At 67.2% G+C, this 26,260-nt stretch carries 26 protein-coding genes; 13 read left to right on the top strand and 13 right to left on the bottom strand.

The window, feature by feature from the left end:
* Window positions 1–97 precede the first annotated feature (97 nt).
* Window positions 98–496 (bottom strand): hypothetical protein, encoded by a 399-nt coding sequence (locus K3F48_RS19300; RefSeq protein WP_222577074.1) that lies wholly within the window; start codon window positions 494–496, stop codon window positions 98–100.
* A 521-nt stretch (window positions 497–1,017) separates the two neighbouring features.
* Here K3F48_RS19300 and K3F48_RS19295 point away from each other — a divergent pair.
* The 3 genes from K3F48_RS19295 (at window position 1,018) to K3F48_RS19285 (ending at window position 6,099) form a co-directional block, all read left to right on the top strand.
* Window positions 1,018–3,174: a carbohydrate porin gene (locus tag K3F48_RS19295; RefSeq protein WP_255609410.1), complete on the top strand. Its 2,157-nt coding sequence runs from the start codon at window positions 1,018–1,020 to the stop codon at window positions 3,172–3,174.
* Between the two features lie 12 nt (window positions 3,175–3,186).
* Window positions 3,187–5,460 carry a carbohydrate porin gene (locus K3F48_RS19290; RefSeq protein WP_255609409.1) on the top strand — a complete coding sequence of 758 codons (2,274 nt, stop codon included), beginning with the start codon at window positions 3,187–3,189 and terminating at the stop codon, window positions 5,458–5,460.
* Between the two features lie 249 nt (window positions 5,461–5,709).
* Window positions 5,710–6,099 (top strand): hypothetical protein, encoded by a 390-nt coding sequence (locus tag K3F48_RS19285; RefSeq protein WP_222577072.1) that lies wholly within the window; start codon window positions 5,710–5,712, stop codon window positions 6,097–6,099.
* 54 nt (window positions 6,100–6,153) lie between these two features.
* Here K3F48_RS19285 and K3F48_RS19280 read toward each other — a convergent pair whose 3' ends face one another.
* On the bottom strand, window positions 6,154–7,071 hold the full coding sequence (locus K3F48_RS19280) for a TIGR00266 family protein (protein WP_222577071.1): 918 nt from the start codon (window positions 7,069–7,071) through the stop codon (window positions 6,154–6,156).
* Between the two features lie 128 nt (window positions 7,072–7,199).
* Between K3F48_RS19280 and lipB the strand changes: the two genes are divergently transcribed.
* Entirely contained in the window at window positions 7,200–7,928 is a 729-nt protein-coding gene (gene lipB / locus K3F48_RS19275) for a lipoyl(octanoyl) transferase LipB (RefSeq protein WP_222577069.1), read from the top strand.
* 14 nt (window positions 7,929–7,942) lie between these two features.
* Here lipB and K3F48_RS19270 read toward each other — a convergent pair whose 3' ends face one another.
* Window positions 7,943–8,452, bottom strand: a complete 510-nt coding sequence (locus K3F48_RS19270) for a hypothetical protein (RefSeq protein WP_222577068.1) — start codon at window positions 8,450–8,452, stop codon at window positions 7,943–7,945.
* A 268-nt stretch (window positions 8,453–8,720) separates the two neighbouring features.
* Here K3F48_RS19270 and K3F48_RS19265 point away from each other — a divergent pair, with 268 nt between their 5' ends.
* The 3 genes from K3F48_RS19265 to K3F48_RS19255 all read left to right on the top strand — a co-directional run bounded on the left by K3F48_RS19265 (window position 8,721) and on the right by K3F48_RS19255 (window position 11,461).
* Window positions 8,721–10,118 carry a sensor histidine kinase gene (locus K3F48_RS19265; protein WP_222577067.1) on the top strand — a complete coding sequence of 466 codons (1,398 nt, stop codon included), beginning with the start codon at window positions 8,721–8,723 and terminating at the stop codon, window positions 10,116–10,118.
* Entirely contained in the window at window positions 10,115–10,771 is a 657-nt protein-coding gene (locus K3F48_RS19260) for a response regulator transcription factor (RefSeq protein ID WP_222577066.1), read from the top strand. Before K3F48_RS19265 ends, K3F48_RS19260 begins: the two co-directional genes overlap by 4 nt.
* A gap of 153 nt (window positions 10,772–10,924) precedes the next feature.
* Window positions 10,925–11,461 carry a DUF3280 domain-containing protein gene (locus K3F48_RS19255; RefSeq protein WP_222577064.1) on the top strand — a complete coding sequence of 179 codons (537 nt, stop codon included), beginning with the start codon at window positions 10,925–10,927 and terminating at the stop codon, window positions 11,459–11,461.
* A gap of 668 nt (window positions 11,462–12,129) precedes the next feature.
* On the opposite strand, the gene K3F48_RS19250 is transcribed toward K3F48_RS19255, so the two are convergent.
* Window positions 12,130–12,333 carry an integrase gene (locus K3F48_RS19250; RefSeq protein ID WP_222577063.1) on the bottom strand — a complete coding sequence of 68 codons (204 nt, stop codon included), beginning with the start codon at window positions 12,331–12,333 and terminating at the stop codon, window positions 12,130–12,132.
* Between the two features lie 37 nt (window positions 12,334–12,370).
* Window positions 12,371–13,597, bottom strand: coding sequence for an NAD(P)/FAD-dependent oxidoreductase (locus K3F48_RS19245; RefSeq protein ID WP_370631454.1), 1,227 nt, complete (start codon window positions 13,595–13,597; stop codon window positions 12,371–12,373).
* Between the two features lie 104 nt (window positions 13,598–13,701).
* Between K3F48_RS19245 and K3F48_RS19240 the strand changes: the two genes are divergently transcribed.
* Both K3F48_RS19240 and K3F48_RS19235 read left to right on the top strand, forming a co-directional pair.
* Window positions 13,702–14,718, top strand: a complete 1,017-nt coding sequence (locus tag K3F48_RS19240) for an RluA family pseudouridine synthase (RefSeq protein ID WP_222577060.1) — start codon at window positions 13,702–13,704, stop codon at window positions 14,716–14,718.
* A gap of 24 nt (window positions 14,719–14,742) precedes the next feature.
* Window positions 14,743–15,168 carry a DUF2267 domain-containing protein gene (locus K3F48_RS19235; protein ID WP_222577058.1) on the top strand — a complete coding sequence of 142 codons (426 nt, stop codon included), beginning with the start codon at window positions 14,743–14,745 and terminating at the stop codon, window positions 15,166–15,168.
* A gap of 10 nt (window positions 15,169–15,178) precedes the next feature.
* Here the strand turns inward: K3F48_RS19235 and K3F48_RS19230 are convergent, their stop codons facing one another.
* A complete protein-coding gene (locus tag K3F48_RS19230) occupies window positions 15,179–16,036 on the bottom strand; it encodes a LysR family transcriptional regulator (protein WP_222577057.1) in 858 nt (285 codons plus the stop codon).
* Window positions 16,037–16,125: 89 nt separating this feature from the next.
* On the opposite strand from K3F48_RS19230, the gene K3F48_RS19225 reads away from it, so the two are divergent.
* Window positions 16,126–17,115, top strand: a complete 990-nt coding sequence (locus tag K3F48_RS19225; protein ID WP_222577056.1) for a zinc-dependent alcohol dehydrogenase family protein — start codon at window positions 16,126–16,128, stop codon at window positions 17,113–17,115.
* 278 nt (window positions 17,116–17,393) lie between these two features.
* Window positions 17,394–18,278: an RNA polymerase sigma factor RpoH gene (rpoH, locus tag K3F48_RS19220; RefSeq protein ID WP_222577055.1), complete on the top strand. Its 885-nt coding sequence runs from the start codon at window positions 17,394–17,396 to the stop codon at window positions 18,276–18,278.
* 77 nt (window positions 18,279–18,355) lie between these two features.
* Here rpoH and K3F48_RS19215 read toward each other — a convergent pair whose 3' ends face one another.
* The 7 genes from K3F48_RS19215 to K3F48_RS19185 form a co-directional block, all read right to left on the bottom strand.
* The gene (locus tag K3F48_RS19215) at window positions 18,356–18,922 is read right to left on the bottom strand and encodes a DUF4337 family protein (RefSeq protein WP_222577053.1); all 567 of its coding nucleotides are present in this window, start codon (window positions 18,920–18,922) and stop codon (window positions 18,356–18,358) included.
* A 63-nt stretch (window positions 18,923–18,985) separates the two neighbouring features.
* Entirely contained in the window at window positions 18,986–19,555 is a 570-nt protein-coding gene (locus K3F48_RS19210; protein WP_222577052.1) for a DUF447 domain-containing protein, read from the bottom strand.
* A 78-nt stretch (window positions 19,556–19,633) separates the two neighbouring features.
* Window positions 19,634–21,031 carry a DUF6513 domain-containing protein gene (locus K3F48_RS19205; RefSeq protein ID WP_222577051.1) on the bottom strand — a complete coding sequence of 466 codons (1,398 nt, stop codon included), beginning with the start codon at window positions 21,029–21,031 and terminating at the stop codon, window positions 19,634–19,636.
* Complete coding sequence (locus K3F48_RS19200) at window positions 21,024–21,593, bottom strand: flavoprotein (protein ID WP_222577049.1); 570 nt, start codon at window positions 21,591–21,593, stop codon at window positions 21,024–21,026. The genes K3F48_RS19205 and K3F48_RS19200 overlap by 8 nt, the downstream gene beginning before the upstream one ends.
* On the bottom strand, window positions 21,590–22,393 hold the full coding sequence (locus tag K3F48_RS19195) for an aspartate kinase (RefSeq protein ID WP_222577048.1): 804 nt from the start codon (window positions 22,391–22,393) through the stop codon (window positions 21,590–21,592). Before K3F48_RS19195 ends, K3F48_RS19200 begins: the two co-directional genes overlap by 4 nt.
* Complete coding sequence (locus K3F48_RS19190; protein WP_222577047.1) at window positions 22,365–23,540, bottom strand: (5-formylfuran-3-yl)methyl phosphate synthase; 1,176 nt, start codon at window positions 23,538–23,540, stop codon at window positions 22,365–22,367. Before K3F48_RS19190 ends, K3F48_RS19195 begins: the two co-directional genes overlap by 29 nt.
* A gap of 180 nt (window positions 23,541–23,720) precedes the next feature.
* The gene (locus tag K3F48_RS19185; protein WP_222577046.1) at window positions 23,721–24,611 is read right to left on the bottom strand and encodes a LysR substrate-binding domain-containing protein; all 891 of its coding nucleotides are present in this window, start codon (window positions 24,609–24,611) and stop codon (window positions 23,721–23,723) included.
* A gap of 110 nt (window positions 24,612–24,721) precedes the next feature.
* Here K3F48_RS19185 and K3F48_RS19180 point away from each other — a divergent pair, with 110 nt between their 5' ends.
* Together K3F48_RS19180 and K3F48_RS19175 are read left to right on the top strand one after the other, a co-directional pair.
* A complete protein-coding gene (locus K3F48_RS19180; protein ID WP_222577045.1) occupies window positions 24,722–25,174 on the top strand; it encodes a cupin domain-containing protein in 453 nt (150 codons plus the stop codon).
* A gap of 8 nt (window positions 25,175–25,182) precedes the next feature.
* A complete protein-coding gene (locus K3F48_RS19175; protein WP_222577044.1) occupies window positions 25,183–26,082 on the top strand; it encodes a dihydrodipicolinate synthase family protein in 900 nt (299 codons plus the stop codon).
* Window positions 26,083–26,260: the final 178 nt, after the last annotated feature.

Below are 26,260 nucleotides of genomic sequence, written 5' to 3'. Positions count from 1 at the left end.
GAGGCGGCGCGGAATGCGGCCGCTCCGGCGGCGGCGTCGAGACGGGCGGCCGCGTCGCATCGACGTCCGCGCGATATCAGAGGGAAAGAGCAATGCTTCATGGCGCAGCCGCCTCTCTATGAAATATGGCCCGATCGGCGCGGGCGCGTCCGGGTTTGGCTTCGAATCGCGAATGCTCGGCGTCCTCGGCGCGCGCTGCGTCCTCATCGGCCGGCTTCGACTGTTCCGCCGTCCCGATCGGCGCGGCGACGCGCCGATCAGGCTGCTCCATCGCTTTACGATGCGGCTCCTCGAGCAGATGCGCTTTCGCCATCGCGGCCGCGATCTCGCCGTCGCGCCGCGCGCGCGCATGGTCCGCGGACGAGCACAGCGTCGCCGTCATGGCGATGCAAAACAATAGTGTGGCGAGGCGGAAGTCCCGACGGGCCAAGGCGCGCGCGAACGGAAGGCGGCGAGCGCAGCAGCGCAGGCGCGGGTCGATCACGACCGTCGTCATCGCCGGTCGCCTCCGGCGGGTGAATCCGGCCGCGACCATGCGAGAGGCGATGGCCCGGATCGCGTCGCGCTCGACGGAGCTCGCGGGAGTCGACGATCGCCGGCGGCGATTGCGGAAGGAAATGGATCCGCGCCGGCTGGCGCGCCCCTCCGGCCTCTCGACAAGCCCCGACACGAAATCATCCTACACCCCTAAATTACTGAAAAAACTTGGTGGCGATGTTTGGCTCGGCAGCGCCGAGCGAAGTCTCTGCTTGTAAGACGACTGCGCGACAGCCGACCCGAAAAATTTGTTCGGGAAATCTCGGAAATCGCGAGCAAGCCGAACGCGCGGCGATCCGACGCGTTCGCGCCCGGAGGAAAAATCATTTCGACATAGCCGGGCTCGCCGGCCGGGCTCGCCGGCCGGGCGCGCTGCGTCGCGCCGCGGATTACGGCGTCGCGCTTAGGTGAAGACGATCGCGGCATGCGGCGCGAAGCCGTGACAGGATGCGAATCGCCGAGCGATCGACCACGGATCTCATGAGACTGATTTTTCTGGCGACGGCAGCCCTGGCTTCGGCGGCGGCCGTTCGCGCTCCGCGCGCCGCCGAGCCGGCGCCCGCCTTCTCTTGGGAGGGCATGCATATCGGCGTGAACGCCGGCGCCGGATTTCCGGTTTCGAGCGGCGGCAGGCTCGACGGCTTCGGCGCCGACGCCTTCGGACTCGCCGCGCCGGCTCATGATCGCGCCGGCGCGAGCTTCGGCGCGCAGGTCGGCTATGACTGGCGCACGGGCGATATCGTCTATGGCGTCGAGACCGATTTGAATTTTCTCGGCCTGCGCCGCGCCGCGACCGGCCTGTTCGCGTCCCCCGCCGGTCCCTCCGGCCACGCCCTCGCCGCGGACGAGAACGGAAACTATTTCATGAGCCTGCGCGGCCGGCTCGGCTATGCGCTCGGCCCTTGGCTCGTCTATGGGACGGGCGGCGTCGCGACCGGCGGCTGGCGCGGGGCGTCCACCCTCCTGCGGCTTCCGTCCTTCGCCCTCTATCACGCGCCGGTCTCGCAATCCTCGCGCATGAAATTCGCGATCGGCGCCGGCGTGGAGCGCGCGCTCTCCGAACGATGGTCGGCGCGGCTCGAATATCTCTATCTGAACCAGCAATTGCAGACGCGGCTGTTCGAGAACGAAGCGGCGCCGCCGTTCACGGCGCGCCAGCGCAGCGAGGCCCATGTCCTGCGCTTCGGGCTGAACTGCCGATTTTCGCCGCGGGAGCAAATGAGCACGACCGAGCGCGGCGCCGGCGGCGCCGGCGCGCAGGCGCGTCGGAGCGACAATCCCGACGAAGCGCGGACGCAGGGCGGGGGCGAGAGCGAGCCGGCGGAAGCGAAAAAAGAGGAGGCGACGGCGACGGCGCCGGAGAATTTCAATTTTCACTGGCAGACGACGGCCGTTCTCCAGGGCTATCCGAAATTTCCGGCGCCCTATAGCGGATTTTTCAGCCTGCCGCCGAATGGCCGCGCCGATGTCGGCACGACGACGGATCTGTTCTTCGGCATGCGGCTCTGGGAGGGGGCGGCCGCCTATTTCAATCCGGAAATCAACGCCGGCCACGCGCTCGCCGATTCCGTCGGCCTCGCCGCCTATGCCGACGGCGCGGTCGCCAAGGTAGGAAGCTCCGCCCCTTATTTGCGTTTCCAGCGCTGGTTCCTGCGCCAGATCATCGGCCTCGGCGGCTCGGCGAGCGGGCAGGACCCCGAAACGGGCGGCTATGACGAGACGCTGCAGACCGCGCAAAATCAGCTCGCCGGCAAGGTCCCGAAGGATCGTCTGACCTTCACCATCGGCAAATTCGCCGTCCCGGATATTTTCGACGGCAATAAATACGCCCATGATTCGACCACGGGCTTTCTGAACAGCGCCGTGAATTCGATGGGCGCCTTCGACTATGGCTCCGACTGGTGGGGCTACACCTATGGCGCGGCGCTCGAATGGAAGCAGGACCGGTGGACCGCGCGGGCGGGGCTCTTCCAGCTCTCGCAATATCCCTCCTGGCCGGTGATCGAGCCGCGCATCGGCTATCAGTTCACCGCCGTCGCCGAGCTCGAACGGCGCTATGAGCTGTTCGGGCGTCCGGGCGCGATCCGGCTGCTCGGCTATGGCGACAATGGCTATTTCAACAGGCTCGACGAGGTCGTGAACGCCGCCCTCGCCTCTGGCGACCTGCCGCCCGACGCCTACGGCCCACGGCCGCGCAAGCGCCATTTCAAGCTCGGCGGCGGCGTCAATCTGGAGCAGGAGATTTCAAAGGACATCGGCTTCTTCCTGCGCGCCAGCATCGCCGATGGACGCTATCAGTCCATTGATTTCGCCGATATCGACCGATCTCTCGCCTTCGGCTTCACCGCCGAGGGCGGGCTCTGGGGCCGCGAGCAGGACGAAATCGGCGCCGCAATGGTGTTCTCGGGCCTCTCGAGCCCGCATATTCGCTATTTCGCGCTCGGCGGCATCGGAGTCTCCATCGGCGACGGCGCGATGACCTATGCTGGCGAGAAGGTGGTGGAGGGCTATTACCGATATCGCTTGCGCGACGGCGTCGACCTCTCGCTCGATTATCAGCTCGTCGGCAATCCCGCTCACAATGTCGCGCGCGGCCCGGTCAATATTTTTGGCGTGCGGCTGCGCGCGATGTTTTGACCGCGCGTCGTCATGAAACTGTTATCCCGTTCCAATGTAACGCTGGCGCTCGTCGTCGTGCAGGCGATACGACGCTCATGCAAGACGCTCATGCAAAATGTGATTCGCACCGACGATCGCCGACCTATGAAGCCTCATCATCTCATCACGGCGGCGCTGATAGCGGCCTCGAGCGTGATCGGCGCTCGGGCGGCGGAGCCGGCGCCGACCTCCACGCCGCCGGCTTTCACCTGGGCCGGGCTTCATATCGGCGTCAACGCCGGGGCCGGCTTTCCGGAGCCGAGCGGCGCCCGGGTGGAGGCCGCCGCCGGTTTCGCGCCCGCCGCCTATGGCCTCGTCGCGCCGAATCGCGATCGCCCGGGCGTGAGCTTCGGCGCGCAGATCGGCTATGACTGGCAGAAGGGACCATGGGTCTACGGCCTCGAGACCGAGCTGAATTTTTTGAAAATCCGCCGGGGCGACGACGGCGTCTTCGCCGGCTTCGGCCCCGCGACGCGCGCGCTGACGACCAATGAGAACGGCGATTATTTCGCGAGCGTGCGCGCGCGGTTCGGCTATGCCTTCGGCCGCTCGCTCGTCTATATGACCGGCGGCGTCGCCGCGGGCGGCTGGCGCGGCGCGTCGCTTCTCACCGTCTCGCCGGGAGCAGCCGGTCCGTTCCTTGCGCCGCTCTCGCAGTCCTCGCGCATGAAATTCGTGGTCGGCGCCGGAATCGAGCAAGCGCTGTTCGACCGCTGGTCGGCCCGTCTCGAATATACCTACGTCAATCAGCAGCTGCAGACGCGACTCTTCGACGACGGCGCCGCCTCCGCCTTCGCCGCGCGCCAGCGCAGCGAGGCGCATGTGCTGCGCCTCGGGCTGAATTATCGTTTCGACCCTCAGGAAGAGGCGGAGGCCCCCGCGCGCGACAGCGCGCGACACGTCGACGACGAGACCGGAAAAAACGGGAAGAAGACGGGACGCGAGAACGGACAAAGGAACGAGAAGCGGGACGAGGCATCGAAGGAGGAGCTCTACAGCTTCCACGGACAGACGACCGCCGTCGTTCAGGGCTATCCGAAATTCCCGGCGCTCTACAGCGGCGAGCGCAGCTTTCCGCCGAACGGGCTCGCCAACGCCGGCTCGACCAGCAATCTCTTCTTCGGCCTGCGCCTCTGGGACGGCGGCGCCGTCTATCTCAATCCCGAGATCGATGTCGGCTATGGACTCGCCAATTCGGTCGGCGCCGCGGCCTATGTGGACGGGGCGGTCGCCAAGGTCGGGCGGGCCGCGCCCTATATGCGCTTCCAGCGCTATTTCCTGCGCCAGATCATCGGGCTCGACGGCGGCGGCAAGGTGAGCGATCCGGAGACGGGCTCCTTCAACGAGGTGCTCGAATCGACGCAGAACCAGCTGTCGGGCAAGGTCGACAAGGACCGCATCATCCTCACCATCGGCAAATTCGCCGTGCCGGACGTGTTCGACGACAATAAATATGCGCACGATCCCACCACCGGCTTCCTCAACTTCGGCGTCAATTCGATGGGCGCGTTCGATTACGCCGCCGACTCCTGGGGCTATACCCATGGCCTCGCGATCGAGTGGAAGCAGGATTGGTGGACCGCGCGCGCCGGCGCCTTTCAGCTCTCCGACATTCCGAACAGCCCGAATATCGAGCCGCAGATCGGACGGCAATTCATGGGCGTCGTCGAGCTCGAGGCGCGCTATGACCTGTTCGCCCAGCCGGGCGTCATCAAATTTCTCGCCTATGGCGACAATGGCAATTTCGCCAAGGTCGACGATGTCGTGAATTATGCGCTGCTCACCGGCGCGCTGCCGCCCGATGTGAACCTGCCCTGGCTGCGCCGGCGCCATCTCAAGCTCGGCGGCGGAATCAATGTGCAGCAGCAGATCTCGAAGGAGATCGGCTTCTTCCTGCGCGCCAGCATGGCCGACGGGCGATTCGAGACGGTCGACTTCACCGATATCGACCGCTCGCTGGCGACCGGTCTCACTCTGCAGGGCGCGCTCTGGGGCCGCGACAAGGACGAGATCGGCCTCGCCGGCGTTTTCTCGGGCCTCGCCGGGCCGCGCATCCGCTATTTCGGCCTCGGCGGCCTCAGCGTCTATATCGGCGACGGCGGCATCTCCTACGCCGGCGAGAAGGTCTTCGAGACCTATTACAAATATAATATGCGCGACGGGATCGAGCTGACGCTCGACTATCAGTTCATCGGCAATCCGGGACATAATGTCGCACGCGGGCCGGTAAATGTGTTCGGACTGCGCTTGCACGCCCAGTTCTGACTTGGAGCGGCGCCGTATCACTATTTGCAGCCGAACCAGTTCTGTGCGAATTTGCGGGCCCGCTCGCGTCGACGCCAATGACGCAGCGGCAGGGATCATCCGCATATCGCGGGCGCCCTTAACGAGCGTCGCCTACAATCGCGCGTCTGGATGATCGAAGCTGCGCTGCAATCGCGTCGCCCTTTCTCAACTCCCCTCGCGTCTGCCATCGCCGCTCATCGCAATCACAAATCGAATGGGAGTAGAAACGTGCTTCAGCTCGTAACGAAAGCCGCCGTCGCGCTCGTCCTCATGAGCGCGCCGGCGCTGGCCGAGACCCAAAGCTGGAATGTCTCGGAGGAGAGCAATTCCGGCATCAAGAGCTCGACCGGAACATGGGCCGTGACCGTCGACGGCGACAAGCTGTCCGGCAAGGCCGAGATGCAATCGGACACCGGCGCGCCGACCGCTTACACCTTCGAAGGCACGAAGAGCGGCGATGTCTATACGGTCACGCTCGGCGACAGGGACGACAAGCTGACCGGCTGCGTCTGGACCGGCGCCGCCCCCGAGAAATCCGACCCGAAGCACTTCAAGCTCATCGGCAAGGTCAAATGCTCGAGCGGCCCGGGCTTCGTGATCCGCGCCTCGAAAATGTAACGACCCGCCTTCCCGCGCGTTCCGACGGCTCGCCGCTCGGAACGCGCGGCCCCATCACGCCTCGCTGCCGTCCCCTCCGCCGCCCCAGCCGCCGCCGCCAGAGCCGGACTCCGAGCCGCCGCCGCCGACCGGCCAGGACACGCCGACACCGCCGCCGGAGGACGGCAGGCGCGCGGCGATATGGCCGACGAGACGCGAGAAGGGCATGGACTGCAGCCACACATGGCCGGGTCCGACCAGCCGCGCGAAGAAAAAGCCCTCGCCGCCGAAGACCATGGATTTGATCCCGCCGACCGGAACCACGTCGAAGGAGACGCTCGCCGTCTGCGCGACGAGGCAGCCCGAATCGACGTGCAGCTCCTCGCCCGGCGCGAGCTCGCGCTCGACCACCGTGCCGCCGGCGTGGACGAAGACGATTCCGTCGCCCGAGAGGCGCTGCATGATAAAGCCCTCGCCGCCGAAGAGGCCGGTCATGATCTTCTTCTGAAAGGCGATGTCGATGGCGACGCCGGGCGCGCCGGCGAGAAATGTGTCGCGCTGGCAGAGCAGCTCGCCGCCGAGGAGGTCGAGCCGCAAGGGCAGGATCTTGCCCGGATAGGGCGCGGCGAAGGCGACATGCGCCGGGCCGTAGCCGTTATTGGAAAAGCGCGTCATGAACAGGGAGGAGCCCGAGAGCGCGCGCCTGGCGCCGCGCCAGAGCTTGCCGAGCAGCCCCGAATCCTCTTGCGCGCCGTCGCCGAAGATCGTCTCCATGCCGACCACAGCCTCCTTGAACATCATGGCGCCGGCTTCGGCGACGCAGGCGCGGCCTGGATCGAGCTCGATCTCGACGAATTGCATCTCATGGCCTTTGATCTCGAAGCGCAGCGCTTCGGCCGGCGATCGATTCGCCCCGGGCGCGACCGACGGCACCGATGAATAAGGCCCCAAAATCCCGCTGCCGCCGAGAAAACCGCCTTCGCCCGAGCTCATCCCGCGTCCCCTGACTTCAGTTGCGACGCCCGAGCTTGCCAGACATTCTCGACCTTTTCAAAGCTGCGAGTGTCGAGGAGGCCGCGCTCCTCCTTTGGCGAAATCCGCCCGTGTTGTAGACTCCCCTCATGTCCTCGCCGCTGTCCCGCGACGCTTGCGCCGTCTCCTTCCTGCCGCAGGCCGGCGCGCCGCCCGCGCAATGGGTCGTCGCGCCCGGCCTCGTCGATTATCAGGACGCTGTCGTGCAAATGGAGACGCTCGCCGAGCGCATCGCCGCAGGCGAGGCGCGGGAGCGCGTGTGGCTCGTCGAGCATCCGCCGATCTATACGGCGGGAACCTCGGCCGAGGAGGGCGATCTTCTCGATGCGCGCTTTCCCGTCCACCGGACGGGACGCGGCGGGCGGTTCACCTATCACGGGCCGGGCCAGAGGGTCGCTTACGCGATGCTGGACCTGTCACGCCGCCGGCGCGACGTGCGCGCCTATGTCTGCGCCCTCGAGGCGTGGCTGATCGCGACGCTCGCGGCCTTCGGCGTCGCCGGCGAGCGGCGCGAGGAGCGCGTCGGCGTCTGGGTCGCGCGGCCGGACAAGCCCGCGGGTCTTTCGGGCGAGCCTGCCGAGGACAAGATCGCCGCCATCGGCGTGCGCGTCCGGCGCTGGGTGAGCTTTCACGGAATCGCGCTCAATGTCGCGCCCGACCTCACGCATTTTTCCGGCATCGCGCCCTGCGGCGTGCGGCAGTCGCATCTTGGCGTCACCAGCCTCGCCGATCTTCGCGTCGACGCGGATATGGCGCGGGTCGACGTCGAATTGCGGCGCGCCTTCGAGACGATCTTCGGCGCGATCGAGGTGCGGTGACGCCGTTCCGACCTTCACGCGTTTTCGAGCGCGTCGGCTCTCGCGCTGGCGCTCGATCGGCTGGAGCGCCAGGCGGCATAGACGACGAGCGCCGCCGAGCCGATGAATCCCACCGTGACCGCCGTGAAGCTCAGCCCGGCAATGAGCGGGAAATGCGGCTCGACCGGCGCCGTGATCGTGGCCGGATCGACCTTCGGCCGAAGGGCGCGCAGCAGAAAGCTCGCCGGATTGTAGAAGGCGCCGGAGCAGCTCGCGACGAGGATCCAGAGCGGCGGCCGAATCGCGTACTGCCGAAACATCAGCGCGAAAATAAACAGAAATTGCGCCATCATGAGATAGTCGATATGCGCGCGGATCAGATCGGCGCGCTCGACGATGTAGCTCGCGATCACGCCATTGGGAAAGAACAGGCTCACGCCCAGCGCCCAGGCGATCGCGAGCGCGAGCGTCAGCTCGAATGTCGCGAATGCGAACAAAAACGTGACGCGCGACGGCGCGCGCGCGGTAATCGCCTGCAGGCTCATGCTTTCGGCCTCCGTTTGGTTTCGCGAACAGCTTGCCCTCGGCCGGGGGGCCTCGCCCAGGGCGCGCCGCCCCGGGCGCGCCGGGCATTTTTCCCGATCTCATGATCTGCGCCGCGCGATCGCATTGGCGCGGCTGTGGATTGCTGGTACGGTTCCGTCGCCCTCGCTCGAGCGTTTTCCGATCGAACGGACTCGTTCGATCGATCAGAATTCGCTCCAAAACAAAAAAGCTGGAGCCGTCGCGCATCCGCCGGGAAGGAATCGAACTATGCAGCTGATCGTCCGTCTCCTTCTGCGCCTCGCCGGCGTCGTGCTGCTGTGCCTGTCGCTCGCCATCGGCTGGGTGATGCTCGACGCACACCGGATGATCCGCGCCGAAACCGCCGCCTCCGCCGAGCGCGTCGCGCACGAATTGGAAAATCTGTTCTGGCGGGAAATTCTCTGGCGCGGCAGCATGCGGCGCGACAAAATCCTGCCGATCCCCAATTGGGAGTCGCTGGCGACGCTGAAGCTCGTCTCCCCCGGGGTCTGCATCATGTTCGCGCCGGGCGCCGAGACGCCGCGCGAATTATGCAGCCAGACGGAAGGCGTCGGCGCGCCGGAGCCGCAATGGTTCGCGCGCCTGTTCGACTTCCTGTTCGGTCCGCCGGCGCCGATCGAGCGCGCTCTCACCGTGCGCCAGCCGGAGACCGGAGTCGTGATCGCGCGCGCCGATCCGGAGGCCGCGGTGCGCCAGGCTTGGCGCGAAATATCGATCGTCGCGGGCGTCGCGGTGTTCATGGCCATCGGCGTTTCGCTGCTCGCCGCGCTCGTCATCATCCACGCGCTCGCGCCGACGCGCGTCGTCATCGACGGGCTGCGCCGGCTGGAGAGCGGCAATTATCGCCACAGGATTCACACTTTCACCTGCGGCGAGTTCGGCCTCATCGCGCGCGCGGTCAATGATCTCGCCGAGCGTCTCGCGCAGACCACCGCCGAGCGCGTCGCGCTGACGAAGCGCCTGTTCGAGGTGCAGGAGGAGGAGCGCCGCGCGCTGGCGCGCGACCTGCACGACGAATTCGGCCAATGCCTCACGGCCACCACCGCCTTCGCCGCGGCGATCGAGGCCGGCGCGCAGGATCGTCCCGATCTCGCCGCCGACGCCCGCTCGATCGGCAAGGCGGCGCGGCGCATGACCGCGACCTTGCGCGAGGCGCTGGCGCGGCTGCGCTCGCAGGATCTCGACGAGCTCGGGCTCGAGGCCTGCCTCGTGCAGCTCGTCGCCGGATGGAATGCGCAGACGGCGCCGCGCGCGGTGGTGCATCTCGATCTGATGGGCGATCTCGCCGCCGTGCCGCCGTCCGTCTCCACCAGCGTCTTCCGCATCGCGCAGGAGTGCCTCACCAACGCCATGCGCCACGGGCGGCCGCACGACGTCTATCTGCGCGTCGAGCGCCTCGCCTCCAATGACGGCGTCGTCGCGCTGACCGTCGAGGACGACGGCGGCGGCGATCCGACGCGCATCGATGTTTCCGCCGGCCATGGCCTGCTCGGCATGCGCGAGCGCGTCTCCGCCTTCGGCGGCAGCCTCGAGATCGGCCGCGCCGCGCGCGGCGTCTGCGTCGCGGCGCGCATTCCGCTCGTCGCCGCCAACGCCAATGCCGCGATGGGGCGCAAGGCGGCATGACCTCCATCTCGGTTCTGCTCGTCGACGATCATCCTGTGGTGCGCGAGGGCTATCGCCGCCTGCTCGAGCGCCAGAGCGGCTTTGCCGTCGTCGCCGAGGCCGAGGATGCAGCCGCCGCCTATCAGGCCTATCGCGATCATTCGCCGGACGTCGTGGTGATGGATTTGTCGCTGCGCGGCGGCGCCGGCGGGCTCGAGGCGGTGCGCCACATTCGGCAATGGGACAAGCGCGCGCGCATACTCGTCTTCACCATGCACAGCGCCGCCGCCTATGCGCTGAAGGCCTTCGAAGCCGGCGCGAGCGGCTTCATCACCAAGGGCGGCGAGGCGAGCGAGCTGGTGCGCGCGGTGGCGCTGGTCGCGCGCGGCGGACGCGCGCTCGGCGACGATGTCGCCCGCGAGATTGCCGCCGAGCGTCTCGCCGACGGACGCTCGCCGCTCGCCGATCTCGGTCCGCGCGAAACGGAAATTTTGCGCCTCGTCGCCTCCGGCCGCACCACCGAGGACATCGCGCAGGCGCTGCATCTGAGCCCCAAGACGGTGCAGAATTATCATTATCAGATCAAATCCAAGGTCGGCGCGCGCACCGACGCGCATCTCGTCTGGCTCGCGCTCGGCGCGGGACTCGTCGCCGCCGACACGCCGCCGCTCTAACCGCCTGCGTCGAGAGCGAGCCTTCAGGCTCGCTCTTTCTGGCGCAAGCCAGTAGCGCGGGAATTTTTCCCGCGCCGCGCCGGGAAAGATCGACTGGCCGGCGCCCCGCTTGGCGCGCATCTTCACGCCGAACGGCAAGGCAGGAGGCGTGTCATGACCCGAATTTTCCCGATCATTGTCCTCGCGGCGGTCGCCTTCTGCGCCTCGCCGTCGCGCGCGGCGGCGCCGCTGAAGCTCGCCGTCTTCGATCTCGAGCTCGATGATTTCAGCGCCGGCGGCCCGCTCGCCGGCGAGAGCGCCGAGGAGACCGAGCGGCTGCGCAAGATGACGCGCCTCGCGCGCGAACTGCTCGCCGCGTCGGGCCTCTTCGAGATCGTCGACATCGGCCCGAGCCAGGAGCCGAGGGTCGCCCAGCATTGGCTGCGCAAATGCAACGGCTGCGAGGCCGACGCCGCGCGCGCGGCGGGCGCCGATCTCTCCTTCGTCGGCTTCTTTCGCAAGATCAGCGTGATGTTGCAGGGTCTCGAATTCCGCATCCGCGACGCGCGCAGCGGCGAGCTGGTCAATATCTCGCAGACGAGCCTCCGCGGCGAGACGGACGAATCCTGGCGCCGCGCGCTGACCTATCTGATCCGCCATAATCTGGTCGAGCCGGAGCTGGCGCGGCGGGGTGGGAAGGTGGCGGAGTAGAAGGATGGGACGCACGCCATTCAGCCGGCCCATACGCTGCGGGCACAACCGTCGATGGCGAATCCGTCTATATACAGCTGCAATTTTAACGAAGTTTGTTATTGTGCATATGAGGTCACTATAGCGTCGAGCGGAGCGCCACATGCATCATAGAAAGGCTTATGTATCCGCATGCTATTGCTAACACTGGCAAAAAATCAAGTAATTTACGATTTATTTGCCTCAAAATGCCTTTTTTGTCTTTCGAATTATTTGGTCATCGGTGAAGTCAGGGTCGAAAACTTCGGCGCATGGCTACGACAGAGCAACGCCGCGAGGGACTTGAGGACAAGAAGTCGAAGCATTGAAGAGTGGAGACGAGACGTGCGATTCGAGCATTGCCGCCCCTTGAATGCCTCGTATGGATTGATCCTGCAGCAGGCGGATCAGCTCAGCGTAATTGATTTACTTGGTATAATTGGAGAGTATCCGCCGGTGATCATCACGAGGGAGGAAGATGAGATCATCACGAATGGAGGATGCCGTAATTCGGGGGCACCGGCAGACCGCTATGCACATCCCGGTTGATTTTCCTCTGAGGGCGCCCCTCGAGCCCTCGACGATCGAACGGGTGATCAATGCTTCGCGCGTCGTCAATTGGCCGAACCGTGACGCTGGCGACGCTCCAATCAATGCATGAAGAGCTTCGCGAAAATCGCCACTTGAAACGCCAGAACGAAGCCCATCATCCATTTGATGACGAGCAGCTCGCCTTTGATCGACGATACCTCGTCGTCACGCTTGCTGAGCGCCGTAGCAGCCTTCAAAGCCTTGTCCTCGGGAATGTCGATGGCGCGAAACGCCTCGAAGACTTCCGACTGCAGATTGCTCATGAGGTCTACATAGCACGAGAGCGACCGACGCGGAAGTTCACGTTCGACTCGAGCGTTCAGATGAACGCTCGCCTTCTTCGACTGCGAGGCGGCGCGCGACGCCCCTCGCCGCGGCCATGCCGGTCGAAAACGCCGCCTGCAGCAGATAGCCGCCGGTCGGCGCGTCGAAGTCCAGCATCTCGCCGGCGACGTAAACGCCCGGCAGGCGCTTCAGCATAAGATCCTCGTCCAGCTCGTCGAAGGCCACGCCGCCGCTCGTCGAGATCGCCCGCTCGAGGCCGGCCGTCGCGATGATCGTCAGAGGCAGATTCTTCACGAGCGCGGCGAGCGCATGCGCGTCCTCGGGCGGCGTCGGAGCGGCGACGCGCAGCAGCGCCACCTCGAGCTTGGCGAGCCCCGCCGCCTTGCGCAGAAAATTGGCGACGGACTGCTTTCCACGCGAGCGCGCGAGCTTGGCGGCGAGCGCTTCGATCGAGAGCGAAGGACGCAGGTCGACCTGCATCGTCGCGGCGCCGTCGCGCTCGACGGCGCGCCGCAGAGCGGACGAAAGCGCATAGACCGGCCCGCCCTCGAGCCCGCCGCGCGTGACGACGATGTCGCCGGCAATGCGGGCGTCGCCATGGCGAAGCGCGATCGTCTTCAGCGGCGCGCCTTCGAAGGAGGCGCGAAACGACTCGGGCCAGTCGATCGCCACGCCGCAATTGGCCGGGGCGAGCGGCGTCACCGCGACGCCGCTCGCCGAGAGAACGCCGCTCCAGGCGCCGTCGGAGCCGAGCCGCGGCCAGGAGGCGCCGCCGAGCGCGAGGACGACCGCACCGGCGCGAATCAGCGTCTCGCCGCCGGCGCCGGTCAGCCGCAGCGCGCCGTCATCGGCGAAGCCTTCGAAGCGATGGCGCGTCGCGATCGTCACGCCATTGGCCGCGAGACGCGCGAGCAGCGCGCGCAGCAGAGGCGAGGCTTTGAAGCTCTTCGGAAACACGCGCCCGCTGGAGCCGACGAAGGTGTCTTCGCCGAGCTCCGCGCAAAATGCGCGCAGCGCCTCCGGTGGAAAATCACGGAGATAGGGCTCGAGCCTCGCCGTCGCCGCGCCATAGCGTGCGATAAATTTATCCAGGTTCTCGCTATGCGTGATATTGAGGCCGCCGCGCCCGGCCATCAGCAATTTGCGCGCGGGGCTCGGCTTGTGCTCATAGACGGTCACCTTCGCGCCGAGCCGCGCGAGACGATCGGCGGCGATGAGGCCGGCCGGCCCGGCGCCGATCACGGCGCAGCTTCGATGTGCGGATGCAGGGGCGATGACGGCGGCTCCGGCCTGTGGGGAACGACGCTCCGTTAGCACGCCGATAACGAGACAATCGAAGGGATTCCATGCGCGAAGCGGATGACGAGACGATCGAGGACATTTTGTTCGCCTTCGAGGTTCCGCCCGAGGCGGCGGGAACGCGGCTCGATCGCTTCCTCGCCGAGCGGCCGGAGATCGTCGCTGCATCTTTGTCGCGCACGCGGCTGAAAGCGCTGATCGAGGACGGACGGCTCACCATCGGGCCGGCGCCGACGCGCGACGCCGCGCGCAAGCTCGCCGCCGGCGACCGGGTCTCTCTCGCCGTCCCGCCGCCCGAGCCTCCCGAGCCGCAGCCCGAAAACATTCCGCTCGATATCCGCTTCGAGGACGCGCATCTCATCGTCGTCGACAAGCCGGCCGGGCTGGTGGTGCATCCGGCGCACGGCCATGAGACGGGCACGCTGGTGAACGCCCTGCTCGGCCATTGCGGCGACAGCCTCTCCGGCATAGGCGGGGTCAAGAAGCCCGGCATCGTGCACCGCATCGACAAGGACACGTCCGGACTTCTGGTCGTCGCCAAGACCGACGCCGCGCATAGGGGCCTCTCGCGCCTCTTCGAGGATCATGGCCGCAGCCTCGGCCTCATGCGCGAATATCTCGCCTTCGTCTGGGGCGTTCCCGAGCGCGCGCGCGGCACGGTGGAGGCGCCGATCGGCCGCCATGCGATCCAGCGCGAGAGAATGGCCGTGGTTTCGGAGGAACGCGGCCGCGAGGCGATCACCCATTGGGAGCTGATCGAAAGCTTCGGCGTCGCCTCGCTGGTCGCCTGCCGGCTGGAGACCGGACGCACGCACCAGATTCGCGTGCATATGGCCCATATCGGCCATCCGCTGATCGGCGACGCCACTTATGGCGCAGGCTTCAAGACCAAGACGGCGCTGCTCGCGCCCGCGGCGCGCGCCGTCGTGGAGGCGCTCGGCCGCCAGGCGCTGCATGCGGCGACGCTGGGGTTCCCGCATCCGGCGACGCGCGAGGAGCTGTTGTTCGAGAGCGAATTGCCGGCGGACCTCATGGGGTTGCGGGAGGCGTTGGCGGGAGGGTGACCAATCGCGAAGGGGACGCGAGCCATGCCCATTCCAATGGAATATCAGCACGCATCCGAGGCATTCGACCGCTTCTTACGGCTCGTGATCGAGCGTACGGGACTGACGACGCGCAATCAGGCCTATACAACGGCTCAGGGCGTGCTGCTCGCCTTTCGCCGCCGTCTCGACATTCACGACGCCATTCGCTTCGCCGGCGCGCTTCCTCCGGTGCTGCGGGCGCTGTTCGTCGCCGATTGGGATACGCGGGAGGAGGCGTGCGACTTCGGCTCCAGAGCGGCGCTGCTGGAGGAAGTCAAGTCGCTGCGCCGCGACCATAATTTTTCGCCGGCGAGCGCCATCGCCGATGTCGCCCACGCCCTGCGCGACTGCGTCGACGTGGCGGAATTCGAGCGTGTGCTGGCGACGCTTCCCGCCGAGGCCGCCGATTTCTGGCGCGTCGATCGATGAGACGGACGCCTCACGGCCGCAAACGGGGATCGGCGCTAATGCAATCGGCGAGAAAATCCATGACCGCGCGAACCGCCGGCGAGCGGCGCAGGTCCGGATAGGCGATCAGCCAGAGGTCGCGCTTCGGCGGCGGCTCGACCGGTAGTCGAACCAGCGCCTCGTCGTCATCGCCCATGAAGCTCGGCAGCACCGCCGCGCCGGCTCCGGCGCGAACGGCGGCCTGCTGGGCGAAGAGGTCGCTGGACTCGAACGCAAGTCCCCGTTCACCCGCGAGCTTTCGCAGCCATACCTGCTGCGACAAATGGCCGAGCGACTCGTCGAAGCCGACGAACTCCCATTCCTCCGCCGGCCGCTCCGCGACATCGCGCCGGGCGTAGAGGGCGAAGCGCATCGAGCCGATGCGGCGCGCGACAGCGTCCGGCTCTTCAGGCCGGCTCATGCGGATTGCAATATCGGCTTCGCCGCGATCGAGCGCCGCGAAGGTCGCGGTCGCGAGCAGCACCAGCTTGAGCCGAGGGTGGATGTGGCGAAGCGTCCCCATTCTCGGTGCGACGCAGAACGTCGCCAGGACCGGGGGAAGCGAGACGCGCACCGCGCCGGACAAGGTCAGCGTCGCCCCGCGCGAGCGCCGAAGCGCCTCTTCGGCGAGCGCGTCCATGCGTTCCGCGGCGGCGGCGATCGCGGCCCCGTCCTCGGTGAGCGGCCGGCTGCGCGGAAGCCGGTCCATCAGCCGCAGACCCAGCGACGCCTCCAGCGCGGCGATGCGCCGCCCGACCGTCGCATGGTCGACGCCGAGCTGGCGCGCCGCGGCCGACAGCGAGCCGCAGCGGGACAACACGAGAAAATAGCGGAGGTCCTCCCAGTCCATAGGTGAATTATTGCACAGATCGGGTGACGCCTCGCCGAATTTTCGCCGGATCGACGGAGCGCTAGGGTCTCTTCAAACAGGAGGCGCCTATGACGCGCATTGTTCGCTTTCATCGTCTCGGCGGCCCGGACGCGCTCCAGATCGACGATTTGGACATCGGAGCGCCGAAGGCCGGCGAGATCCGCATCCGCGTCCGCGCGATCGGCCTCAACCGCGCCGAGGCGATGTTCCGCTCCGGCGGCTATATCGAAGCGCCGCGCCTGCCCTCCCTGCTCGGCTATGAGGCATCGGGCGAGATCGAGGCGATCGGCGAAGGAGTGACGGGATTTGTGATCGGCGACGCAGTGAGCACGATGCCGGCCTTCTCCATGACCGAATATGGCGTCTATGGCGAGGCCGCGATCGTTCCGGCGCATGCCGTCGTCAGACATCCGAGCTCCCTGACCTGGAGCGAGGCGGCGGCGGTCTGGATGCAATATCTCACCGCCTATGGCGCGCTGGTCGAGATCGGCGGCGTCGGCGAAGGGGATGCGGTCGTCATCACTGCGGCGTCGAGCAGCGTCGGCCTCGCCGCCATTCAGATCGCCAACGCCGCCGGCGCGACGTCGATCGCCGTCACGCGCACGCGCGCCAAGCGCGAGGCGCTGGAAAAAGGCGGAGCGCGGCATGTGATCGTGACCGAGAGCGACGATCTCGTCGCGGAGACGCTCCGCATCACCGAAGGGGCAGGCGCGCGCCTCCTCTTCGATCCCATCGGCGGGCCAGGCGTCGAAGCGCTCGCCGAAGCGGCCGCGGTCGGCGGAACCATCTTCCTCTACGGCGCGCTGGCGAGCGCGCCGACGCCCTTCCCTTTGTTCTCCGCCATTCGCAAGCAGCTCACGCTACGTGGATATACGCTGTTCTCGGTGACGCGCGATCCGCAAAAGCGCGAGCGCGGCGTTCGCTTCGTGCTCGACAGCCTCGCGGCGGGGAGCCTGCGGCCGATCATTGCACGCAGCTTTCCGTTCGAGCGCATCGTCGAGGCGCATCGCTTTCTCGAGTCGAACGAGCAGATCGGAAAGATTGTCGTTACTGTTTGAGCCTATGACTGGACGCGGACCTCGGCGAGGTCCGCGCGCCACGCCGATCGGTCGACGACTTCGGCCGGAGAGGGAGATGTCGCGGCGGCGGAGCGCTCTAGTTGAGAGCGAATCCGTTGTCCGCGCGTTACGGAGATTTAACCTCGGCGTTATCGGCCCCTCAGCAAAAAGCCATCTTTCAGCCATTCTTCGATCGGTTTATATTGATGCGTTGCGGCCGGCGCTTGCGGCCGACCATTGCGGGCTCGCCTCATAAGGGGGCCCGCCAGGAGGTGAACATGGCGAACGCCCTTCCCACCCTCTCCGGCGAGAGCGGCCTCGCGCGCTACCTTTCCGAAATCCGCCGGTTCCCCATGCTGGAGCCGGAGCAGGAGTATATGCTCGCCAAACGCTGGCGCGAGCATCAGGACCCCAACGCCGCGCAAAAGCTCGTCACCTCGCATCTGCGGCTCGTGGCCAAGATCGCCATGGGCTATCGCGGTTACGGCCTGCCCATCGGCGAGATCGTCTCCGAGGGCAATGTCGGGCTGATGCAGGCCGTCAAGCGCTTCGAGCCCGAGCGCGGCTTCCGCCTCGCCACTTATGCAATGTGGTGGATCCGCGCGTCGATTCAAGAATATATCCTGCGCTCGTGGTCGCTCGTCAAAATGGGCACGACGGCGAGCCAGAAGAAGCTGTTCTTCAACCTGCGCAAGGCCAAGAGCAAGATTTCGGCCTTCGAGGACGGCGATCTGACGCCCGAGCATGTCGACGAGATCGCCCGCCGCCTCGGCGTGACCAAGCAGGATGTGATCGAGATGAACCGCCGCATGTCCGGCGACGCCTCGCTCAACGCGCCCTTGCGCGAGGAGGGCGAAGGCGAGTGGCAGGACTGGCTCGTCGACGATGCCTCCGATCAGGAGCACGTGCTCGTCGAGCAGGAGGAGGCGGGCAACCGGCTCGACGCGCTGCGCGGCGCGCTCGGCGTGCTCAACCCGCGCGAGCGCCGCATCTTCGAGGCGCGCCGGCTCTCCGAGGATCCGGTCACGCTCGAGGATCTCTCCACCGAGTTCGGCGTCTCGCGCGAGCGCGTGCGCCAGATCGAGGTGCGCGCCTTCGAGAAGGTGCAATCGGCGGTGCGCGCCGGAATGGCGCGGCTGGAAGCGCTGCCCGCGCCCATGTGACGAATTGAACGGAACGCATGACGAGCGCCCGGGCGAGCGTTTCGCCCGGGCGCTTTCGTTTTCACGAGGCCGTGACGTCAAACATAGGCGTATCCCGCGAGCGCGATTCCAGCCGCGGTCAGGGCGAGGCCCGCATGCCACGGCCATTTGCGGCCCTTGGTGATGATGGCGATGGTCGCGATGGCGATCGCGGCGTGCAGCAGCGTCACCGCCATGGTGAGAATATGATGCCGATGCTCGTGATGCTCGGCCTCGTGCAGATGCTCCTCCACCCGATGCTCGAAGCCTTCGGCGTCGGTCTTGATGGCCTTGCTCTCGTCCTCATAGCGCCGAGCCTCGCGCGAGAGCGCGTCGGCCTGCGGGCCGCCCTGGCGGGAGCCGACCTCATGCACGCTCTTCTTGATGCTCTTGGCCTGAAAGAACGCCCATTGATCGCTGGCCTTGCTCTGGCTCAGCGCGGCGGCGTTCTGCGCGCCGAGCGTCGCGGCGGTCTCGATCGTCTCCAAGCTGCCGATGGTCGCCGCGACCACCGCCATGATGGCGATCGACATGGAAACCTGAATCAGGAAGGGCGTGCCTTCATGCGCGACATGCTCGGCGTGCTCGGCATGCTCGAGATGCTCGGTCGTCATTGCTTCGGACATAGTCGTTCCTTCATAAAAAATGCGTGCGGACGCGGCGTTTCGGGCGAGCCTGAAGGCTCGCTCTCAATCCGGCTGGGTCTGAAGATAGGACTTGATCTTCGCCGTCGCCAGATCCCAGGCCTCGCGCTCGACGGGGCCGGCCGTCTTGTCGACGGCGATCTGCAGATAGGCGAGCTCTGTGTCGATTTTTTCGCGCGGCAGCAGGCCGAGGCGCGTCGCGAGAATAGCGGCTTCGACCACCGCCGCCTGAGCGCGATTGAACCCCAGAAACGGCGCATGAGAGACGATTTTTCTCACATGGCAATAAAAGCGCGGCCGCTTCGGATCGGCCTCGTTGCGAATCACTTCCAGCTCGGCATGGGAGAGGGCGGCCGCGAGGCGCGGCGTCGACCAGCCGGGGACGGGCGCGAGCGGCCAGTCGGTCCTGCCGCACACGCAGCCGACGATGATGCGCACGTCATCGATGAAGCTCGCTGTGGCGAATGGCGCCGCCTCGAGATTGGCGAGAGTCGTCGAGGGACGGAAAGGCGCGATGATCCAGTGCTCGCCGTCCTCGATCAGCCCGAGCGGCGCGAGATGCGGCTGGCCCATCGGCCCGACCGTGGTGACGACGCATTCGCGGATCATCGGCATGGGAAGCTCCTGTCGGCCTGCGCCGTTCAACTCGAAGGCTGCGGAATGCGAGCCTTCAGGCTCGCTTCTCGAAGCGCATCATTCGTTCCGCGCCTTGCGCAGCGTGTGACCCGCCTCGCGCAGGCGCGTCTCGTCCTCCTGCGTCGAATCGATCGCGCAGCCGAAATCGAGCGGCTCGTCCTGGCGATAGCGCTTGCCTAAGCGAAACGCGATCTCCGCCTTGGTCAGCTCGCTCGCGAGATAGAAGGCGTGGGCGCCGTCCTTCTCGACGCCGAGCTCGGGGAAGAGCGACATGGCGTCCCGCGCGACGCGATGAAAATCGCGCGCATAAATGTGAATGCCGTCCGCGGCGACCTCGATGCGGAAATTCTCGTCGCGCAGCTCGCGCGCGAGCTCGGCGATCTCGTCGGGCGTCGCGGCATAGGGACGCTTGTCGTGAATCTGCAGCAGCGCGTCGCTGTAGCCTTTCGGCAGCGCGCGGTCCGCGCGCGCGGCGTGGAGCATGCGGCGCGCGGCGTCATGCTCCTGCACGGTGCGGCGCGTATGCGGGCTCACCTGCACGGTGAGGAGATGGCGAATGTCGAGCTCCGAGCAGAGGCCGAGCAGCATCGCCGTGACGCCGGAGGAATCCGCGTCGGTCAATTCGGTGAGATTTCCGGTGCCCATCATGATCTCGGCCGCAGGCTCGCGCCGCCTCGTTTCGACATAACGCTCGATCGAGGCGGCGAGGCCGAAATGAATCGGATCGAGAATGGGATCGAGGATGTAGGCGATGCCTCTGCTTTCGGCGAGGCGCGCGGCGCGCTGCAGCGAATCGAGATCGCCGTGCGGATTGGGCACGAGAATCGGAACGAGCGGCGAATGATCGGGCAGGACCCCGAGCGTATGCTCGTCGAGGCTCAGGAGATGATCGGCGCCGGCGCGCGCGCCGCGCTCCAGCTCGTCGCGCCGCGCCGAGTCGAGGCTCACCTCGAAGCCTTGGCGCTTCAGCGCGGCGATCGTCTCCTCCATATGCGGAAACGGCGTATCGGGCAGGCAGCCGAGATCGATCACATCGGCGCCGACGTCCTTCAGCGCCTGCGCGCGCGCGACGACCTGATCGACGCTCATGATGGAGGCGTCGACGATCTCGGCGAAGATGCGCATATCGAAGCGCGTGAGATCCGCCTTGCCGCCGCGCTTGCCGAGAAAGCCGGGCAGATCGGCGATCTCTTCCGGCCCGCGCTCGAAGGGCGCGCCGAACGCCTGCGACAGAGCGCGAAGATCGGCGCGGCAGCGCCCCGGCAGGATCACGCGCTCGGCCTCGAGCGGACGCGGCAGCCGGCGCAGGATGATCTCCTGCGTCATCAGCGCCGCGACCTTCACGCCGATGTCGTGGACGCGCCAGTCCCTCGCCTCCTCGCCGAAGCTCGCCAGCATGCGCTCGAGGCGCGGCAGGGCGAGATGGCCGGTGAGGAAGAGGACGCGCTCAGACATTCCCCAACGGCTCCGGCGCGGCGATCTCGCGGCGCCGGCGCTCCACCGCCTCATGCAGCGCAGCCAAGCTCTCGGCGACCTGCGTCGATTCGAAATTCTTCAGCTTGTCGGTGTTCTCGAGATCGATGCGGCGCGGATAGACCATCACCTTGCGATCGGGCGCCTGCGTCTCCAGCTCCGGCGCCGTGTCGCAGGCGAACACCACCGTCGGCACGCGGCATTTGCCGGCCTGCGCGAACACATTGGTCGCGAGATTGTCGGAGATGCCATAGACGAATTTGGCGACCGTGTTGGAGGTCGCCGGCGCGACGATCAGCGTGTGATAGAGGCTGTGATAGAAGCCGCCGACAGGCGCCGCGCTCGCCGTCGTGTCCTTGAAGATGCGGACATGGTCCGGCATGTCGTCGAGGCGATGCTTGTACATGCGGATCACCTCCGCCGCCGCCTTGCTGACGAAGAGATCGACATGGTCGAGCGAGCGGATGATGTCGAGACATTCGGTGAAGAAATGGCCCGAGCCGGTGAGCGCCCAGCCCCACCGCGGCGAGACGATCTTTTTCATGCGATGTGTTGCTCTCGTGTGAGGACTTCGAAGGCCGCGCCGGGGATCGCGCCGCGGCTCGCTCTTTCGCCCGCCGTCTCGAGGTCGGCAGGGCCGGCGAGGACCACGGCGAGGCCCCGCGCATAATGTGCAAAGCAACGGTCGACGAGGCTAGCTCCACCCTCCCCTGGAGGGGGAGGGTCGGACCGCGAAGCGGTCCGGGGCGGGGTGCTCCCGAGACTCGGGGAGTCACCCTCTCCCGAGCGCCTGCGGCGCTCGACCTCCCTCCTCGAGGGGGAGGCGGGCGCGCCGGTTCCGTCGCTGACGTTCGCCCGAGCGCTGTGGATCGCAACATCGACGCTCTTGATCAACAGCAGCGCCTCCGCGCCGGCTTCGCGCGCATGCCAGGCGGCGAGACTGTCGGACGTCATGTCCCAGCTCGCCGGAATTTGGGGAGCCGAGCGCGTCATCGCAACAGGGCGCCAGAGCGCCGCGGCGCCGCGGCGATGGGCGAGCGCGGCTTCGCGCGGCGTCGACACCATGACGAGGCCGGGCTCGAGATCGGCGAGGGCGAGGGCGTATTGCTCCATGCCCATGATCGCCATCTCATGCGCCGCCGCGTCGGAAAAGCGCAGCTTCGCCTGCGCCTCACGCACGGCGTCGGCGAAAGGGCCGCCGCCCGGCACGATCGTCAGCGGCCCCGCATAGCGCAGCAGCGCCGCGAGCCAGCCGCGCAGCGCGTCCGGCTGCGTCCACAGGCTGCCGCCGAGCTTGGCGACGAGATGTCGCGGCTCAGGGCTTGGGCTGCTTGTCGGCGGCATCGACGAGCCCGGGAAGGAGATGGTGGACCTTTGCCGTCTCCGGCTGCCGCTCGCGGCGGATTCTCACGCCCACCGCGCCGGGCGCCACGTCGAGCTTCTCGACCTGCACGCTGATCGCCTGGGCGCGCTCGTGGCGCAACACCATTTCGGCGAGACGCTCGGCGATGGTCTCGACCATGTCGATATGCCCCGAGGCGAGAATGATGCGAATCGCATCCATGATCACGTCATAGGAGAAAACCATGCGCATGTCGTCGCCGCCGCTCGCGCGCGTCACATCCACATCGACATTGAAGCGCACGCGCTGCGTGCGGCCGCGCTCGAAATCATAGGCGCCGATCTCGACCGGAATGACGAGATCGCGCACGAAGACATGATCGATCTCGCGCATCCGCTCGCGGCTCTCGAGGAATCCGCGGCCGACCACCAGCGACCAGTCGACATTGGCGGCCACGCCCGCCGCCTGCGTGCGCGGGCCGCCGGGGATGAGGTCGCGAATCAGCGCCACGGCCGTCGGATCGACGGCGGCGCGACGGTCGCGGCCGACGCAGAGCGCGCCGCGAAAGCCGAGCACGTCGGGCTTCGTCACCAGAAGGCGCGGCACGTCGGGCGATTCGAGCGAGCCGGCGAGCCCGGCCTCGAGGCGGAGCCCATGGCACCGGCCGACGAAAGCCGCGAGCGCGCCAATGTCGAAATGATCGATCAGCCGGCCCTTGCCCTTATGCGCCGTGTCGAGCAGCGCGCCGGAAAAGCCCGCGGCGGCGAGGCGCGGCAGCACGTCGAGGTCGGGCCCCTGATCGGCGAACAGCACGGCGACGAGCCGCGTCGTCGCGGCCAGCGGCGCCAGCGCCTCGACGAGGCGGTCGGCGTCGGGCGTCGCCGGCAGCGCGAATTTGACGAAGGAGACGCCGAGCGCGGCCGTGCGCTCGATCGCCGCCCGGGCCTCGGAGAGATCGTGCGGCAGCTCCACCACCGCGCTGACCGGGCGACGGCCGCCGATCGCCGCGACGATGGCCGCGACCTCCTCCAAGGGGAGCGCGCCGAGCGCGCCGCGCGCCGCGTCCTTGCAGTCGATGAGGTCGGCGCCGCCGGCCAGAACGATCTCGGCCTCGGCCACGCAGGCGACGCTCGTCAACATCAGGGTCATTCGCTTCGCTCCGGCCACGCCACGCGCATCGAGCGCGCTTGTGGATCAAATTCGGCCCGAATCCAAGTAGGCTTGCGCAGGCGCCTCCTTTTTCGGGCGAGCGCGGCGGCCCCGCCGAGGGAGATCGCCGGGCGCGATCTCGGCGAGCGGATCAGGGCGGAAGCGGGCGCAGCCCGCCCCTCACCGCGCGCTCGCGGCGAAATGGTCGCGGATGCGGGCCGCGAGGCGGACGGCCGCCGGGGTGGCGCGGCCGTCCGGCGCGCTCAAGAGGCAGATCGTCCGCAGCGGCGGCGCCGGCGACAGCCGCGCGAAATGCAGGGCCGACACGCCCGAGACATGGCGCACGTCGGCGGGGACGATCGACGCATATTCGCCGGTGGCGACCACATTGAGGATCGCGGCGAAAGTGTTGAAGGCGAGGATGCGGAGCGGCGTCACCTTCGCCTCGGCGAGATAATCATCGGCCGCCGCCCGCGTGCGAAAGCCATGGCCGAGCAGCGCCAGGCTCTCCGTCGCGATGCGGCTCGCCGGGACCTCCTCGGCCTCGCCGAGCCGGCTCTCGCGCGCGCAGACCAGCATCAGCGTGTCGGCGTAGAGCGGCTCGGCGCGGCTCTTCGTATGGGCGCGCGGAAGGCCGACGCCGAGATGCAGCGTCCCCGCCTCGACGCTGGCGTCGATCTCGTCATTGGCGAGCTCGAGAATCTCGAGGTCGATGGCCGGATAGTCGCGCGCGAAATCGGTGACGATGCGCGGCAGATAGAGCGCGTTGAAGGTCTGCGTCACGCCGATGCGCAGCCGGCCGCGCTTCAGCCCGCGGTGCTCCAGCACCGCCTCGCGCAGCCCCTCGACCTCGGCCAGCACCCGGCGCGCGCAGTCGATCGTCAGCAGGCCGGCTTCGGTCGGCTCGACCTTGTGCGCGCTGCGGACGAACAGGGTCACGCCGAGCTCGGCCTCGAGATCCTGGATCTGCTGCGAGAGCGTCGGCTGCGACACATTCAGCGACCGGGCCGCGCGCGTAAAACTGCGCGCCTCCCCGACCTGGATCAGATAGCGAAGCCGACGGAAGTCCATGGCGGCCTTCTATCATAGGCAATCCCTATTTTCAGTATCGAAAACAAGTCTTGGACCTATTCTCGTCTTTGCGTGATGAAAAAAGCGTCACAACGAGACGGGAGGGTGCCATGTCCGCCCAGCAGACTTTCCATTCCGCAGATTTCGACAAAACGCCGCCTACATTCGAGGTCCGGCTGCCCGAGCGGCTCGCCCATCGCGGCGTCGAGAAGGACGACGCGCGCGCCGCTTATTCGGCCGAGCGCAAGCACCCGGTGCATTTCATCGACCTGCCCTCCCACGCCATCAGCCTCACCGTCGGCGGGCTGACGCCGGGCGGGCGCTCCAACCGCCATCGCCACACCTATGAGACCATCCTCTATGTGCTGGAAGGCTGCGGCTATTCGCTGATCGAGGATCGCCGGATCGATTGGGAGGCGGGCGACGCCGTCTATATCCCCGTCTGGGCCTGGCACCATCACGTCAACGCCGATCCCGACAAGCCTGCGCGCTATCTCGCCTGCGAGAACGCGCCCATGCTGCAGAACGCCGGCCGCCTGGCGATCCGCGAAGAAGCGAAGTGAGGACCGCCATGACCGATATGCTCAGAGGAATCGTCGCCTATCCCGTCACGCCCTTTTCCGATGAAGGCGGCATAGACGAGCGGGCTTTTCGCCGCGTGACCGAAAATCTGCTGCGCTCGAAGCCGGCGGCGATCGCCTTTCTCGGCAGCGCCGGCGAGAGCGCCTATCTCACCGAGGAGGAATGGCGGCATGGCGCCCGTCTCGGCGTCGAGACCGTCGCCGGCCGCACGCCGGTGATCGTCGGAATCGCCGAGCTGACCACGGCCGCGGCCGTCGCCAAGGCGCGCTTCGCGAGCGAGATCGGCGCGAACATGCTGATGGTCATTCCAGTGTCCTATTGGAAGCTGACCGAGGCCGAGATCTTCGATCATTACGCCGCCATAACGGCGGCGACCGATCTGCCGATCATGGCCTACAACAATCCCGGGACCAGCGGCGTGGACATGTCGCCGGAATTCCTGGTGCGGCTCGTCCGCGAGCTTCCCACCGTGCGCTTCATCAAGGAGAGCAGCGGCGATCTCAACCGGATGCACGCGATCCACAGGCTGTCGAACGGGACGATCCCCTTCTACAACGGCGCCAACCACATGGCGCTGGAGGCGATCGCCGCGGGCGCCTCGGGCTGGTGCACGGCTGCGCCCAATCTGCTCGACGACCGGCCGGCGCGGCTGTTCGAGCTCGTGCAGGCGGGCGACATCGCCCGCGCCCGCGCGCTCTTCTACGACATCCTGCCGGTGCTGCGATTCATCGTGTTCGGCGGCCTGCCGACGACGGTGAAGGCCGGCCTCGCCCTGCGTGGCCTTGCCGCCGGCGCGCCGCGGCCGCCGCTGAAGCCGCTCGTCGAGGCCGAGCGCCGCAAACTCGCCGATTATCTCGCCGCGCTGAAGGTGGAGCCGATCCCGGCGTGAACGCTGCTCCCGACCGCGCCGCGCCCGCGCGGAAGGGAGAGGAGGCGGCGATCCGTCGCCGCCTCCTCGTCGCGCCGAGCGCGTCCTCGAGCGCAGGGCTTCGAATTCGGGTTAACGAGCAGAGAGTTTTCAGCGTCATGGCCGCGCTTGTCGCGGCCATCCACGCCGTGACGGCCCG

The sequence above is a fragment of the Methylosinus sp. Sm6 genome (assembly GCF_019802345.1).
Taxonomy (GTDB): Bacteria; Pseudomonadota; Alphaproteobacteria; order Rhizobiales; family Beijerinckiaceae; genus Methylosinus.
Note: the sequence above shows the minus strand (reverse complement) of the source record. Positions and strands in the feature narration are given on the sequence as shown.

Coding starts and splice junctions, on each gene's coding strand:
- K3F48_RS19300 (WP_222577074.1), bottom strand. CDS start 496: ATGACGACGGTCGTGATCGACCCGCGCCTGCGCTGCTGCGCTCGCCGC.
- K3F48_RS19295 (WP_255609410.1), top strand. CDS start 1,018: ATGAGACTGATTTTTCTGGCGACGGCAGCCCTGGCTTCGGCGGCGGCC.
- K3F48_RS19290 (WP_255609409.1), top strand. CDS start 3,187: ATGAAACTGTTATCCCGTTCCAATGTAACGCTGGCGCTCGTCGTCGTG.
- K3F48_RS19280 (WP_222577071.1), bottom strand. CDS start 7,071: ATGAGCTCGGGCGAAGGCGGTTTTCTCGGCGGCAGCGGGATTTTGGGG.
- lipB (WP_222577069.1), top strand. CDS start 7,200: ATGTCCTCGCCGCTGTCCCGCGACGCTTGCGCCGTCTCCTTCCTGCCG.
- K3F48_RS19270 (WP_222577068.1), bottom strand. CDS start 8,452: ATGAGCCTGCAGGCGATTACCGCGCGCGCGCCGTCGCGCGTCACGTTT.
- K3F48_RS19265 (WP_222577067.1), top strand. CDS start 8,721: ATGCAGCTGATCGTCCGTCTCCTTCTGCGCCTCGCCGGCGTCGTGCTG.
- K3F48_RS19260 (WP_222577066.1), top strand. CDS start 10,115: ATGACCTCCATCTCGGTTCTGCTCGTCGACGATCATCCTGTGGTGCGC.
- K3F48_RS19255 (WP_222577064.1), top strand. CDS start 10,925: ATGACCCGAATTTTCCCGATCATTGTCCTCGCGGCGGTCGCCTTCTGC.
- K3F48_RS19250 (WP_222577063.1), bottom strand. CDS start 12,333: ATGAGCAATCTGCAGTCGGAAGTCTTCGAGGCGTTTCGCGCCATCGAC.
- K3F48_RS19240 (WP_222577060.1), top strand. CDS start 13,702: ATGCGCGAAGCGGATGACGAGACGATCGAGGACATTTTGTTCGCCTTC.
- K3F48_RS19235 (WP_222577058.1), top strand. CDS start 14,743: ATGCCCATTCCAATGGAATATCAGCACGCATCCGAGGCATTCGACCGC.
- K3F48_RS19230 (WP_222577057.1), bottom strand. CDS start 16,036: ATGGACTGGGAGGACCTCCGCTATTTTCTCGTGTTGTCCCGCTGCGGC.
- K3F48_RS19225 (WP_222577056.1), top strand. CDS start 16,126: ATGACGCGCATTGTTCGCTTTCATCGTCTCGGCGGCCCGGACGCGCTC.
- rpoH (WP_222577055.1), top strand. CDS start 17,394: ATGGCGAACGCCCTTCCCACCCTCTCCGGCGAGAGCGGCCTCGCGCGC.
- K3F48_RS19215 (WP_222577053.1), bottom strand. CDS start 18,922: ATGTCCGAAGCAATGACGACCGAGCATCTCGAGCATGCCGAGCACGCC.
- K3F48_RS19210 (WP_222577052.1), bottom strand. CDS start 19,555: ATGCCGATGATCCGCGAATGCGTCGTCACCACGGTCGGGCCGATGGGC.
- K3F48_RS19205 (WP_222577051.1), bottom strand. CDS start 21,031: ATGTCTGAGCGCGTCCTCTTCCTCACCGGCCATCTCGCCCTGCCGCGC.
- K3F48_RS19200 (WP_222577049.1), bottom strand. CDS start 21,593: ATGAAAAAGATCGTCTCGCCGCGGTGGGGCTGGGCGCTCACCGGCTCG.
- K3F48_RS19195 (WP_222577048.1), bottom strand. CDS start 22,393: ATGCCGCCGACAAGCAGCCCAAGCCCTGAGCCGCGACATCTCGTCGCC.
- K3F48_RS19190 (WP_222577047.1), bottom strand. CDS start 23,540: ATGACCCTGATGTTGACGAGCGTCGCCTGCGTGGCCGAGGCCGAGATC.
- K3F48_RS19185 (WP_222577046.1), bottom strand. CDS start 24,611: ATGGACTTCCGTCGGCTTCGCTATCTGATCCAGGTCGGGGAGGCGCGC.
- K3F48_RS19180 (WP_222577045.1), top strand. CDS start 24,722: ATGTCCGCCCAGCAGACTTTCCATTCCGCAGATTTCGACAAAACGCCG.
- K3F48_RS19175 (WP_222577044.1), top strand. CDS start 25,183: ATGACCGATATGCTCAGAGGAATCGTCGCCTATCCCGTCACGCCCTTT.